This is a genomic window from Clostridium estertheticum subsp. estertheticum, assembly GCF_001877035.1.
GTDB lineage: Bacteria > Bacillota > Clostridia > Clostridiales > Clostridiaceae > Clostridium_AD > Clostridium_AD estertheticum.
On record NZ_CP015756.1, the window covers coordinates 3,699,671 to 3,714,835 of the forward strand.

General features: G+C 34.3%; 10 protein-coding genes. 6 read left to right on the plus strand and 4 right to left on the minus strand.

From position 1 onward, the window contains the following. Window positions 1–34 precede the first annotated feature (34 nt). The 4 genes from A7L45_RS17345 to ygeW all read right to left on the minus strand — a co-directional run bounded on the left by A7L45_RS17345 (window position 35) and on the right by ygeW (window position 6,930). Window positions 35–1,255, minus strand: coding sequence for a YgeY family selenium metabolism-linked hydrolase (locus A7L45_RS17345; RefSeq protein WP_071613945.1), 1,221 nt, complete (start codon window positions 1,253–1,255; stop codon window positions 35–37). 66 nt (window positions 1,256–1,321) lie between these two features. After that, complete coding sequence (gene ssnA, locus A7L45_RS17350) at window positions 1,322–2,650, minus strand: putative aminohydrolase SsnA (RefSeq protein ID WP_071613946.1); 1,329 nt, start codon at window positions 2,648–2,650, stop codon at window positions 1,322–1,324. 32 nt (window positions 2,651–2,682) lie between these two features. Then, the gene (ygfK, locus tag A7L45_RS17355; RefSeq protein WP_071613947.1) at window positions 2,683–5,700 is read right to left on the minus strand and encodes a putative selenate reductase subunit YgfK; all 3,018 of its coding nucleotides are present in this window, start codon (window positions 5,698–5,700) and stop codon (window positions 2,683–2,685) included. A gap of 36 nt (window positions 5,701–5,736) precedes the next feature. Next, the gene (gene ygeW, locus A7L45_RS17360; protein ID WP_071613948.1) at window positions 5,737–6,930 is read right to left on the minus strand and encodes a knotted carbamoyltransferase YgeW; all 1,194 of its coding nucleotides are present in this window, start codon (window positions 6,928–6,930) and stop codon (window positions 5,737–5,739) included. 313 nt (window positions 6,931–7,243) lie between these two features. On the opposite strand from ygeW, the gene A7L45_RS17365 reads away from it, so the two are divergent. The 6 genes from A7L45_RS17365 (at window position 7,244) to A7L45_RS17390 (ending at window position 15,001) form a co-directional block, all read left to right on the plus strand. Next, window positions 7,244–8,197, plus strand: coding sequence for an NTP transferase domain-containing protein (locus A7L45_RS17365; RefSeq protein WP_071613949.1), 954 nt, complete (start codon window positions 7,244–7,246; stop codon window positions 8,195–8,197). A 117-nt stretch (window positions 8,198–8,314) separates the two neighbouring features. Beyond that, a complete protein-coding gene (gene xdh, locus A7L45_RS17370; RefSeq protein ID WP_071613950.1) occupies window positions 8,315–10,882 on the plus strand; it encodes a selenium-dependent xanthine dehydrogenase in 2,568 nt (855 codons plus the stop codon). A 52-nt stretch (window positions 10,883–10,934) separates the two neighbouring features. After that, complete coding sequence (locus A7L45_RS17375; protein ID WP_071613951.1) at window positions 10,935–11,558, plus strand: nucleotidyltransferase family protein; 624 nt, start codon at window positions 10,935–10,937, stop codon at window positions 11,556–11,558. A gap of 49 nt (window positions 11,559–11,607) precedes the next feature. Next, complete coding sequence (locus A7L45_RS17380; protein WP_071613952.1) at window positions 11,608–13,722, plus strand: xanthine dehydrogenase family protein molybdopterin-binding subunit; 2,115 nt, start codon at window positions 11,608–11,610, stop codon at window positions 13,720–13,722. Next, window positions 13,722–14,189 (plus strand): (2Fe-2S)-binding protein, encoded by a 468-nt coding sequence (locus tag A7L45_RS17385; RefSeq protein ID WP_071613953.1) that lies wholly within the window; start codon window positions 13,722–13,724, stop codon window positions 14,187–14,189. The genes A7L45_RS17380 and A7L45_RS17385 overlap by 1 nt, the downstream gene beginning before the upstream one ends. Next, the gene (locus tag A7L45_RS17390; RefSeq protein WP_071613954.1) at window positions 14,183–15,001 is read left to right on the plus strand and encodes an FAD binding domain-containing protein; all 819 of its coding nucleotides are present in this window, start codon (window positions 14,183–14,185) and stop codon (window positions 14,999–15,001) included. Before A7L45_RS17385 ends, A7L45_RS17390 begins: the two co-directional genes overlap by 7 nt. Window positions 15,002–15,165: the final 164 nt, after the last annotated feature.

Sequence of the window (15,165 nt, forward strand, 5' to 3'; positions counted from 1 at the left end):
TTAAATATATATATTAATTAATAAAATATCTACATTATTTTCCAATTGTTTTGTTCATATAAATTTTGGGTATTAATGCATACATCGCTGCACATTTAACCAATTCATCTTTCCATGTTTTTTCATTTGGTGCATGTGCTTGATCTTCATGTCCTGGTCCAAATCCAATACAAGGTATATTGTATCTACCCATTATTGACACTGCATTTGTGGAAAATGTCCATTTATCAACTAATGGCTCCTTGTTAAAAAGGCCAATATATGATTCTACAAGTGTTTGGCAAGCAACATGCTGCTCAGGCAAAACCCAAGTTGGGAAATAGCACTCCGTTGGATAAATAAGCCCGGTGTATGATGGTCTTTCATAATTGTACATTTCCACTTCAGCTTTTGCTTCTTTTACAGAAGGTAGATCTTTTATTTGCGCAATGGCATATTCCCATGTTTCTTTATCAGTAAGTCTTCTGTCTATTGAAACTGAACATCCATCTGCCACAGCGCACCTTGAAGGTGATGAAAAAAAGATTTCAGATACTGTTAACGTTCCTTTTCCAAGGAAAGCATTATCAATTAGTCTCTCATTTAACTCCTTTAATTCATTAAGTATAGGTGCCATTTTAAATATAGCATTATCTCCTCTTTCTGGTGCGGATCCGTGACAGCTAATACCATGTGTTGTAACTTTTATTTCCATGCGTCCTCTATGCCCTCTATATATATTACAAGAAGTTGGCTCAGTAATTACTACAAATTCAGGTATTATTTTGCTCTCATTTATTATATACTGCCATGGCAATCCATCACAATCTTCCTCTTGAACTGTACCTGTAACTATTAATGTATAATCATCCTCAAGATGAAGTTCCTTAATAATTTTTCCTGCATAAACCATAGAAGCCATTCCGCCTTCTTGATCAGATCCACCTCTACCACCTATCACTTCATCGTCCTCATACCCTTTATATGGATCATTTTCCCATAAATTTATATCACCTATTGAAACTGTATCGATATGTGCATCCATAGCAATAATATGTTTTCCATGTCCTATATAACCGAGTATATTTCCCATAGGATCTATGTCTACCTTATCAAATCCAACCTTTAACATTTCTTCTTTAATTCTCTCAATTACCTTTTTTTCATTAGAGCTTTCACTTGGAATTGCTATCATATCTCTTAAAAACTTAAACATATCCGATTTATTTCTTTCTGCTCTCTTTAAAATCTCTGCCTTATTTATAATTGCTCCCATTGATAACCTCCAATATTTTTTTATATTTCAACTATTTTAATCAATAATTATATTGCTTTCCATGCCTTAAAAGCGCTTCCAGACATCACTTGCAAGTTCTCTACTTCTTGCCATAATTTTTTCTTCATCAATGTTAACTAATTTTCTATTTTCCATAACAACCCTGCCGTTAATTATTGTTGTATCAACAGATCGTCCATTAATACCAAAGATCAAATGACTATTAATATTATTTTCATTGATTGGTGTTGGAGGATTGTAATCTACTATTATGATATCTGCCAATGCTCCTTCTTTTAAAATACCAACTTTTCCATCAATAAATCTCTCAGTAATTATTCTATTATTATTAAATAGCATATCTGGAATTTCATTCCACGCAACTGTAGAGTCGCCTTTTACGTGTTTATGAATAATATTGGCTACTTTATAAGATTCCATCATGTCTGTCGTATATCCATCTGTACCAAGCCCTAATAATATACCCTTCTTGTACATTTCAAGAATAGGAGCAACGCCTACTGCATTTCCCATATTAGATTCAGGGTTATGAACAACTATTGTATTTTTTTCTTTTAACAAATCCATTTCTTTTTCTTTAATGTGAATACAATGTACTGCTATTGTCTTATCACATAAAGCGCCAGCATCATACCACCGCTCTACAATGCCTTTGCCATACTTTTGCATGCAGTCCTTTGCATCTTCAATACCTTCACCAGTATGAACATGAAATCCAGTATTTAAATTTACAATTGAATCTAAACATTTATATAAAGTTTTGTCTGATATCGTCATTGAGGCATGAAGCCCAAACATTCCTTTGATCATATCATCATTTTTATTATTACAATATTTAATGAATGCTACATTTTCTTCAATACCTTCATCGCATTTTTTTTCTCCATCTCTATCTGAAGTTTCATAACATAAATTACTTCTAATTCCTATTTCTTTTGCTGCATCTGCAATTTTAAATAAACTTCCAGTAACTGCACTCGGACTTGCATGATGATCGAAAACAGTTGTAACTCCATTTCTAACTTGATCAATCATAGGTACAAGCGCACTATAATATACATCCTCTAAAGTCAATGTTTTATCAAGTCTCCACCATAAACCTTTCAGTATTTCAGATAATTTTGTAGCTTTAGGACTGTCACTGGCCATTCCCCTAGCAAAAGTACTATAATAGTGCATATGAGTGTTTATAAAACCTGGCATAATAAGTTTGCCCTCCGCATTAATAAACTCTGCATCGCTATATTTGTTTTTAAGGTCCTTCGTTATTCCAATCTCTACAATCTTATTTTCAATAACAGCAATACATCCATCATCAATAATTGGTTTAAAATTATCCCTTGTTATAACTTTTCCGTTCCCGATTAATAACATACTTTTCCACCCCCAGTATATAAAATCTATTACTAAAGTATATACTCATAATTATTTATATAAGTTTTTATAATACTAGACATTTCCTTAGAAATAGATGTTTTCTGTCCTATAGTATGGCTTATAATATTGCCTTCCTCAGTCCTTATAAGACAAATACCCTTTTTTATATCTTCAATAAAAAATCCTTTGTTTTCACTATTCTCAAAGTCTTCTTTGCTCCAGAAAACCGTTATTTTATCCTTGTATGGCTTTCCCTTGTGGGGACAAAATATGCCACAGTTACCACACTCATTACACATACCATCTAAATGTATAATTTGATGAGTCGAAGCAAAATCCCCTTCTACCTTAACAACTAAATTTGCTCTGTTAGGGCAAACATCCACGCACAACTCACATATACTATTACAAGATAAACATCTTTTTGCATCATCTTCATCTAATTTTGGATCTATTAATATACCCTTCCTACTATATATAGCTTTTTTATCAACAAAAGAATTACTCAACTTAAAATCTGAGCTTAACCCTTCTTTTATAAGAATATCTTTTGCAACTGTTTTTGCATCTGCTATTGACTTAACAATTGTAGCTGGACCTTTTTTTAGATCACCAATAACATATACATCTGAAATATTTGTTTCTAATGATTCGTTAACAATTGGGAAATTTTTAGCATCCAAGTTTATGTCATTTTCTCTTAACAAATCACTATCAATTTTTTCACCTGTTGCTATAATAACTGTATCTGCATCTATCATTATCATTTCTCCAGTACCAACAGGGGCTCTTCTTCCCGAATTATCCATATTACCTAACTTCATTTTTTCACAAGAAAGTAGACCATCCTTAATAGAAATTGGTGAAAGGAGTTCTTCAAGTAAAATACCTTCTGAAATAGCAAGTTCTATTTCCACCTTATCAGCCGGCATATATTCTTTAGTCCTTCTATAAATAATTGAAACCTTTTCTACACCAGCCACTCTTTTAGCTACTCTAACTGCATCCATTGCAACATCTCCGCCGCCAATGACACAAACATTTTTGCCTATTGAGACATTTCCATTTTCTTTCTTACATTTTTCTAAAAATGAAATAGCATTAATTGCTTTATTTCCCTTATCGTCTAGTGAATTTTTCCCAGGTTTCCATGCCCCTATAGCAAGCACTACATAATCATAATCTTTTTTCAGTTTCTCTAATCTAAAGTTTTCATCAATGCTAAATTCAAATTTAACACCTTGACTTTTAATCATTTCAAAGTCTTTTTTTATCATTTCAGAAGAAATTCTAAACTCAGGTATAACATAAGTAACTGCTCCTAATGCGCTTTCCCTTTTATCCCTAACAGTTACGTCCACGCCATTTCTTCTAAGAAAAAGCGCTGTAGAAAGTCCTGCTGGACCGGCTCCAATGATCACAACTTTTTTGTTAGTTTTTATATCTGCTGGCTTAATATCTGCTGTAAATTTATCCTGAGCATTTAAAACAGCAACCTTTTTCAAATCTCTAATTGAAACAGATTCGTCATAATCAAGTCTAGTACATTTATTCTGACACTTATGATTACAAATAGTCGCTGTAATTGCTGGCAGGGCATTATCTATAGCAATTACTGAAAAAGCCTCATCATATTTTTTCTCTCCCACCAAGTCTACATATTGTGGAATTTGCTGATTAATCGGACACCCTATACTGCAAGGTGCTATTGCACAATCATAAATCGGAAGTTCAGATGTAAGTTTCCTACTCTTTACAATACGTAATTCTTTACGATAGTGCTTATCATTTAATGCTTGCTTAGCTAAATTCTCCAGCAGTTTTATATTGATTCCTGAGAATTCACCATCAATGTACTTTTCCACTTTATTAGCCATTTGTGTTATTCGATAGTAACCACCTGGCTTCAAAATGGAAGTTGCAAACGTTATTGGTCTAATCCCTGTAGACAAAATTTTATCTAAATTAAAAAAGTCTGCTCCACCTGAATAAGAAATCTGTAAATCGCCATCAAATTCTATAGCTAATTTACTTGCTAAAGAAATAGATAATGGAAATAGCGCACGCCCTGACATATACATTTCCTCTCCTGGCAATTCATTATTATTAATGTTAGCCGGAAGTGTATTGGTTAGTTTAACCCCTATTTCTAAATTTAGTTCTTTTGCAAGCGTTTTTAAACGCCTTAACATTGAGACGCCATCTAAGTACTGCAGGTCATTTGTAAAATGTTCTCCATTTAGAGATATATAATCATAACCCATAGTATTTAAGGTTTCACGAACAAACTTTTCGCCAAGAAGTGTTGGATTCATTTTTATATAAGTATAGAGCCCCTTGTCTTTAAGAAAATAAGTAGCAATCCCCTCTATCTCGCTGGCAGGGCATCCATGCATAGTAGATATTGTAATAGATTTACAAATAGTATGTGAAATTCTGTCCAAATCTTCCTTTTTAAATTCTGAAAACATGTCCATATGAAAAAGAAGGGTTTGTACGCATTCCTTCCAAATCTTTGTAGAAGATGCATCACGCATCCCTTCAATATAAGCATCTATTTTAGCTGATTTTATTCCACTTAAATTATATCCTACACTCATATTAAACATGAAATCTCTTTCGCCTGAAAATTTAAGTTCTTTCATCAAAACATGAAGTAAAAACCATGCTTTCACATATTCGTCAAATGCTTCTGATACTTTTAGTTCCGTAGACCACTCTACATTGTATCCCTCATCTTGTGCGTTGATACATGGTTTAGCTACTGTTATATCTTCACCATCAATAACCTGTACCGTTTTTAATTCAATAAACCGACTTCCAGTTAAATATGCACAAACAATATTTTGTGCTAATTGAGAGTTTGGACCTGCTGCAGGGCCAATTGGTGAGGTAAGCTTTTCATTAAATAACGTAATTGTCTTTCCCGTTTCATTATAATAAAATTTATCTTTACGCACGCCGAAAATAGATCCCTTTGTCTCTAATTCTTTTGGAATCCAAGTAAGCATTTTTTCAAAAGGAATTAATCTCATCTTATCACTCATAAAAACACTCCCCTAATACATTTTTATTATGTTACCTTACCCCAAAAATCTTCCGTTCTTTGAATTTATAAGTGTATCAAGTGTTTTCTGTGGGCTTTTAACCTTACTTAGGAATATCATAGCCGCTATTATATAAGGTTTATAGCTAGCTTCTTTATAAAGTGGTGTGCGGTAACGATCAAATACGGAAGCTTCAACTTCTCCAACTTCGCAACTAACTCCAGAGATATCAGCTGGTAGACAGTGAAGATAAAGTGCTTCTCCATTCTTTGTTGTGCTCATAAGTTCCTCAGTGCATTGCCAATCACTATGGTTAGCATTTTGTGCAAGTAATTCTTTTTCAAGTAAATCTATACCAGCCTGGTCACCCTTTGAATATAAATCTGTACGTTTTTCCATAGCAACAAAAGGAGCCCAGCTTTTAGGATATACTATGTCCGCGTCTTTAAATGCTTCCTCCATAGAATTTGTTTTTGTAAATGAACCACCAGATTTTATTGCATTTTTCATTGCAATTTCTTCGACTTCACTCATAACTTCATAACCTTCTGGGTGTGCAAGAACTACGTCCATTCCAAAACGAGTTAATAATCCAATTACACCTTGAGGAACTGAAAGTGGCTTACCATAGGATGGAGAATATGCCCAAGACATAGCTATTTTTTTGCCTTTTAAATTTTCAATACCTCCAAATTTATTTATAATATGAAGAGCATCAGCCATACATTGAGTAGGGTGATCTATATCACATTGTAAACTAACAAGCGTTGGGCGTTGCTCTAAAATGCCGTCTTTATAACCATCTTGTACAGCACTCGCCACTTCACGCATATAAGCATTGCCTTTTCCAATATACATATCATCACGGATACCAATAACGTCAGCCATGAAAGAAATCATGTTAGCAGTTTCTCTTACTGTCTCACCATGAGCAACTTGAGATTTTCCTTCATCAAGATCTTGAACTTCAAGGCCTAAAAGATTACAAGCAGAAGCAAAACTAAATCTTGTACGAGTAGAATTGTCACGGAATAACGAAATTCCAAGTCCACTATCAAAAATCCGTGTTGAAATATTTTCTTCTCTCATTTCACGAAGTATATCAGACACAGTAAATACTGCCTTAATCTCATCGTCTGTTTTTTCCCAGGTCAATAAGAAATCATTATTGTACATGTTTTGATAATCTAATTTTTCTAAACCTTCCATTAACACTTTGATGTCTACCATAAATATCACTCCCTATTATTAATAAATAATCCAAAGTTGTAATTTAAAACCAACTGACTAGTTGATCTAATTTTATTATATAGCGCCCCCTTTTGTCAACGATCAATTGACTATATATTATGAATCTTTGTGCTAATCATACCTAATCACTTCTATTACGATTATTAATCCTTTAATTGACTTTTAATTACTTTTATAACTTTTAATACCTCAAACAACTACGATACTATCCTCAGTATAATTTCTAGAATATTCCTTGAAATCTTTGGCAATTTATATTACAATTTATAAATAAAATAAGGGGGTGTCAATCTTGACAATACCTACACAGAGTGATAATTCTGAAAAAAGACAAAAGACAACAGGTGGCATAATTGTTGCAACAGGTTGGTCATCAGGAGAAAATGAACCACATCCATTACTAAAAATGGGTTCAATCACTGCAGTAAAAAGGATTGTTCTAACCTTTCAACAAGTTGGAATATCCCCAATTGTGATTGTTATTGGGTACGAGGCTGAAAAAATTGAACATGACCTGGCTGATTATGGCGTTATATTTTTGCTAGATGAGAAGTATGAAACTTCACAAATGTTTGATTCTGCAAAAATCGGACTATCTTATTTACTAAATAAATGTGATCAGATAATATTTAATCCTGTAAGCATTCTTATGTTTACACCTGAGACCATTAAAAAAATGATGGAATGTGGAAAAAATTTACTTTCACCATCTTATCATGGAAAAACTGGCCATCCCCTTTTAATATCTTCAGAATTAATTCCAAAAATATTAAAATACAATGGAAATACTGGAATGCGAGGTGCCATTAAAAATATTGGGGTTGAAAGGCAATGGATTGATATAGACGATGAAGGTATTCTTCATGATGCGGATGATATTGATCGCTCAAATGAACTTTTAAAAAAACATAATCAACTTATCTTGCATCCTTTTGTTAGAATAAGCATTGAAAAAGAATTTATGTTTTTTAATTCTAAAACAAAATTACTTTTGATTTTAATAGAGGATACACAATCTGTACGGAATGCATGCAAACATATTGCATTGTCTTATAGTAAAGCATGGAATATGCTAAATGAGCTTGAACAGGAATTAGGTTATACCGTAGTTGAAAGAAAACAAGGTGGCAGAAATGGTGGAAAAACATATTTGACAAAAGAGGGCACTGAATTTTTAAAAAAGTATCAGCAATTTGAGCAAAATGTACGCAAGTACGCAAAAGATGAATTTATCAGATTATTTTAGATTTTAGAATTTTATAAAAACCAAGTTCTTTTCACAAACAATTTGATAAAAAACAACCTCTGCTTTATAATGAATCTAATAACAAATTAGTAATTTATTGTAAATGGGAGGTTATTTATGTTTACCTTAAATGTCAATGGCAAAGATTCAGTTTGTAATACTGACAAACCTTTATTATCTTATTTAAGAGATGATTTAAGAATTACTTCTGCAAAAGATGGATGCAGTGAAGGCGTATGTGGAACATGTACTGTTTTAATAGATGGAAAAGCGGTGAAAGCTTGTGTACAAAAGGTTTCTAAATTTGTAGGAAAACATATTTTAACAGTTGAAGGCTTAACTCCTCGCGAAAAAGAAGTTTATGAACATTGTTTTGCAGAGGCTGGTGCAGTTCAGTGTGGTTTTTGCATTCCTGGAATGATAATTTGTGCAAAAGCATTACTTGATACCAATTTAAGTCCAACAAGAATAGATGTGAAAGGAGCAATTAATGGCAACATTTGTCGTTGTACTGGTTATAAGAAAATTGAAGAAGCTATTTTAATGGCAGCAAAATATATAAGAGATAATCTTCAAATACCAGCCTCTCCAAGTGAATTGAAAATGGCACAAAGATTTAAACGTGTTGATGCAGCTGAAAAAATAAATGGAACAGGCATTTTTGTAGATGACATTGAATTACCTGGTATGATTTATGCAAAAGCCGTTCATTCTAAATATCCAAGAGCTATTATAAACAAAATTGATATTAGCAAAGCCGCGGCTCACCCAGACTGTGTGAAAATTTTACTAGCTAACGATGTTCCGATTAATGTTATTGGGCATATAAAACAAGACTGGGATGTACTTATGGCTGAAGGTGAAACTACCAGGTATGTAGGAGATGCACTGGCCCTGGTAGCAACATACCATAAAGATAAACTGGATGAAGTATGCCAATTGGTTGAAGTTGACTACACTGAATTGAAACCGATTACGTCACCAACTGATGCTTTAAAGGCGGATTCACCTTTAATTCATGCTGATGGAAACATTATGAGCCGTGCTATCCTTCAACGTGGAAATGCAGCAGAGGCAATTAAAAATTCTAAATATGTAGTAACAAAAAAATATCGAACGCCACCTCAAGAACATGGATTTATGGAACCTGAGTGTGCAATCGCTATGCCTGAAGGAAAAAATGGAATCTTGCTATACTCAGGTTCACAGTCTGTGTATGATGAACAACGTGAAATATCAAATATGCTTCAAATCCCTAAAGATAAAGTACATTGTCATTCCCAACTTGTCGGAGGTGGCTTTGGTGGCAAGGAAGACATGAGTGTTCAACACCATGCAGCATTAATGGCATGGCATACTAAAAAACCAGTTAAAGTCAAATTCACAAGACAAGAAAGTTTAGATTATCATACTAAGCGTCATCCAATGGACATTGAGTTTACTCTAGCCTGCGATGAGAACGGTTATTTAACAGCAATGAAAGGTTTTATTATAGCGGATACAGGTGCATATGCATCTCTCGGTGGACCTGTATTAGAGAGAGCATGCACACATGCAGCTGGACCATACAATTACCAAAATATTGACATTCTAGGAATGTCAGTTTATACCAATAACGTTGTTAGTGGAGCTTTCAGAGGATTTGGCGCAACACAAAGTTGCTTCGCTACTGAAAATAATATTAACCTACTGGCAGAAATGGTAGGTATTACGCCTTGGGAAATCCGTTATCGTAATGCAATACGTCCTGGTCAAATATTACCAAATGGTCAAGTAGCAGATGAAAGTGTCGCTATGGCAGAATGTTTGGAGGCTATTAAAGATGTATACGAATCAAGTCCATATGCAGGTCTTGCTATAGCATTAAAAAATAGTGGAACAGGTGTAGGTAACAAGGACATTGGGCGTTGCATTTTATCCATCGAGGACGGTAAAGTTCATATTCGAACATCTGCTGCATGTATGGGTCAAGGTATTGCAATAATGTGCACTACTGTGCTTTGTGAAACAACTGGTTTAGACCCTGCTCTTATTATCCACGAAAGAGCCGATACTGTTCGTACACCTAATGCAGGAACTAGTACTGCTTCTAGGCAGACCGTAATTACTGGAGAAGCTATAAGGCGAGGGTCTGAAAAATTGAAAGTAGAATTAGATAAGGGATTAACGCTTAGTGATTTAGAGGGACAAGAATTTTATGGAGAATATTCTGCTAAAACAGATCGTATGGGTGCTATAAAAGAGAATCCGATTAGCCATGTAAGTTATAGTTATGGAGCTCAAGTTGTTATCCTAAATAAGGACGGAAAAGTTGAAAAAGTGGTTGCGGCATTTGATGTTGGAACACCAGTTAATATCCAATCTGTTGAAGGACAAATTGAAGGTGGCATAGTCATGGGACTTGGATATGCAATGACTGAGGAATTTAAAGTTGAAGAAGGTTATCCTAAAACAAAACTAGGTACATTAGGGCTTATGAGAGCAAAGGATGCTCCAAAGCTTGAGGTTATTCTTGTACATGCTAAAGGAAAAATCCCTGAAACTTATGGAGCCAAAGGTTGTGGTGAACTATGTTTGATTCCAACAGCTCCAGCATGTTCCCATGCTTATTACAGATTAGATGGCAAATTACGTACACAACTACCATTAAAAGATACATTTTATAAAAAGTCGAAGAATAAATAATATAGAATAAAGAATATAAATAAGCATAGTATTTAGAAAGTGAGGTATGCAATTGGAAACTAATGGTATCATACTTGTTGCTGGTTTATCAAGTCGTATGGGAGAATTCAAACCACTTTTAAAGATAGATGGTAAAACTATGATTGAGCACAGCGTTGATAGTATGCTCTATTCTGGTGTAAATCAAGTCATTGTTGTATTAGGATATCGAGGTGAAGAAATTGAAGTTCTACTGAAAAGTAAATATGATACCTCTAGGTTAGTATTTACACATAACCTAAGATATGCAAAAACAGACATGTTAGCCTCTGTAAAAATTGGAATTGCGGCGCTTAATAACTGTGATGCATTTTATCTCCTTCCAGGAGATATGCCAGCAATTGACACTAAAACCTTTCTTAAGGTGAAGGAAACCATGATAAATAGTAATGCTATGATAGTATTTCCTACTATTGATGGGAACCGTAAACATCCACCCTTGGTTTCACAAAGTTGTATAAATTATATACTTCAGTTTCAAGGAGAAGGCGGTCTTCGCGAAGTTTGGAAATTTTTCAAAAATAAAATAGAAACAATTCCTGTAGATGACTACGGTTGCACCATTGATGCGGATACAAAAGCAGATTATCATAGGATTGTTAATTACATGGAGAGTAAGAGTAATTATAAAGTTTGAGGTGTTTATACAAATGCCTATTAATTAAATCTATACGAGGAGGAACTAAATGGAATCTATTAGTAATTCTGTAAAGAAAAAAGACCATGATACAAAAATAAGCGGTCGTGCACTTTATGTAGATGATCAAGTTATGGAGGATATGAATTATGGTAGACTATTACACTCCGCAAAAGCAAAGGCACGTATAACAAATATTATTCTTCCTCAATTACCAAAGGGTTATTTTATTGTTGACAAAAATGACGTACCAGGTATAAACCTCGTTCACATTGTTCTTGATGATACTCCTGTTTTTGCCAACGATACAGTAGAATATGTTGGTGATCCGATTTTGATGGTTGTCGGTCCAGATTTAAAAAAAGTAGATAAAATATTAAATGAAATTGTTGTTGTTTACGAAGAACTAGTACCAATTCTTGACATGCTTAAATCTGACACTGTTTTTTTTAACTATAACTTTGAAAAAGGAGATATAGATAAGGCCTTAAAAGAAGCTGATCATGTTTTCATAGAAACTTTTCAAACCGGTTACCAAGAACAGGCATATCTTGAAACACAAGGCATGATTGCTTATCCTCATGATGGACGAATTACCGTACGTGGTTCTATGCAGTGCCCCTACTATATAAAAGGTGCAGTTTCCAAAGCAATGGGTTATGAAGACAAGGATGTCCAAATTATTCAAGATGTTACTGGTGGTGGATTTGGTGGCAAAGAAGCCTTCCCATCAATTCTAGCCTGTCAAATTGCTGTAGCCGCAAAAAAAGCAAACAAACCAGTTAAAATAATTTTTGATAGACGAGAAGATATGGAATACACTTCAAAACGGCATCCATCTATTAGCACATATAAAGTAGCTATTAAGGACAATAGAATTACTGGAATGGATATTGATGTTATGTTTAATGGTGGAGCATATACCACACTTTCGGCTGTTGTTTTGCAGCGTGGTTTAATTTGTGCAAATGGTGTATATCGCATAGATAATCTTCGCGTTGCTGGGCGTGCTATGAAGACAAATACTGTGCCTTGCGGCGCATATCGTGGTTTTGGTGCACCTCAAACTTTCTTTGCAGTAGAAATGATCATGGATCATATCTCAAAAAAAATGGAGATCGATTCACTAGAACTTAAAGAAAAGTATATGGTTAAACAATATGATTCTACTTCTACAAGTGGAAAATATCATTTCCATGTGCCACTACCTGAAATGATAGATCGAATTGATGTTCTTACTGATTACCGTGCAAAACGAGAATTATATAAGAATCAAACTGGCAGATATCGCAAAGGTATCGGTCTGTCTATGTATTATCATGGATGTGGTTTTACTGGTAGTGGGGAGAGAGACCTCATTAAGGCTGTAGCAAAAATCAGGAAAAACAAGGATGATACAGTAGACATTCTCGCAAGCAACGCAGATATTGGTCAAGGCTTAAAAACTACCTTCTGTAAGATTGTTGCGGATACCCTCGGAATTTCTTACGATAAGGTATCAAATATTAATCCAGATACAGATCTTGTTCCAGACTCAGGTCCAACTGTTGCAAGCCGCTCGCTAATGACCGTTGGAGAATTACTTAAGCGTGCAGCGAAGAGGCTTAAGAAGGAATGGAAATCTGGAGAAGAACAAATTATAGAAGAACATTTTGTTGAACCTGATTTTGTAATCCCTTTTAATATAGAAAAATTCAGAGGAGATGCATATCCAACCTATTCATGGTCTGTAAATGTTATTGAAGTAGAATTAGACACACTTACAGCCACTACAAAAATTCTTGGAGCATGGGGCATTTTTGATGTTGGCGTTCCAATAGATATGAATATAATACGAGGACAGATGCAAGGTGGATTCCTTCAAGGTATTGGTTATGCCTCTATGGAACAAATGGATTACAATGATAAAGGCATGATTCGTAATAATAATTTAAGTGATTATACAATACCAACATCCGTTGATGTACCAAATCTTGTGACTGAAATAATGAATAATCCATATACCCACGGCCCATATGGAGCCAAAGGTGCAGGAGAACTTCCTCTCGTTGGAGCGGCTCCAGCTTATGTTGAAGCAATGGAAAATGCGCTTTGTGAAAACCTATATAAAGCTCCATTTACAACAGAAGATACCATGAAAGTACTACAAAGGGGGCTTAAATAATGATAAAGTTTATACTTAATGGAAAAGGTATTACATCCATTGCCAATGCAAATCATAGATTGCTGGATGTACTTCGAAATGAGTTTCACATAACTGGAGTAAAATGTGGCTGTAAAGAGGGAGAATGCGGTGCCTGCTCTGTCATTCTTGATGGAAAATTAGTTAACTCTTGCATGGTAGCTATGGGTAGCATAGAAGGAAGTACTGTTATTACCATTGAAGGTTATCGCGAAACGAAGCGTTTTGATGTTCTTAGTAGCGCATATTCATCTGTTAGTGTTGTCCAATGTGGATTTTGTATTCCTGGGATGATACTAGCGTCTGAATGTATCCTTGTCAAGAATCCAAATCCCACTGAAGCAGATATTCGTGATGGAATTTCTGGAAATCTTTGTAGATGCACCGGATATAATTCAATAGTTAATGCAATTGGTATTGCAGCAAAGGAGGGTAAAGGATTATGGTAAATAAATATCTGCCAACATCGCTTACTAAAGCATTAGATATCCTTGCAACTGAAGTCGTCACTCCTTACGCTGGAGGTACGGATTTAATGATTAAACCAGATGAAAATGTAAAATATTTGTTTCTTAATAAAGTAACTGAGATGAAAAACATTGTAGAAGATGATAAGTATATCCGTATTGGTGCTGCCTGCAGCTTTACTGATATTATTGAAAATAAACTTATACCTAGCATTCTAAAAGAAGCATCCGCAGAGATTGCAGCGCCAGCAATCCGTAACTTAGGTACTGTAGGTGGTAATATTTGCAATGGATCTGCTAAGGCTGATAGTGCATTAATCTTTTTCTTGGCGAACTGTAAATTACGCCTTGTAAGTAACAACAGTGAGCGTGTAATTCCAATTACTGAGTTCTACCTAGGTAAAAAAAAGACTTGCATTCATTCTGATGAACTACTAGTTGAAATTCTTATGAGTAAAACAGGTCTTAATAATTATTATTATAAGAAGGTCGGTGCAAGAAATGCTTTGGCTATCGCGAGAGTATCTTTTGCCGGAGTTCTTAATGTAGAAAATGGTAAAATTTCTAACTGCTCTACTGCATTTGGTGCAGTAAGTGATATTATCATAAGACGGGCTGATATCGATGTTATGCTTGTTGGCAAAACTATTGAAGAAGCTAAAATTGTAAAAGAAGATTATTTTAAAAAATATGATCAGGCGATTTTACCTATTAAAGGTAGAATTTCTGCTGAATACAGGAAAACTGTATGTATGAATTTACTTCGTGACTTTCTTGAAAGCAATGGAATTTAATTCGTAATATTAATAACCTTAGCACATTTAAACACAAATTCAGTTTACAAATATATTCATTTTATTAATTAATTGTAAACTGAATGTTGCTTTACTATAATAAAACCAGCCTAATTAATTAGAATGAAGGTGGAGAGATTAACGTTTTTGTTATTGCCATGTAG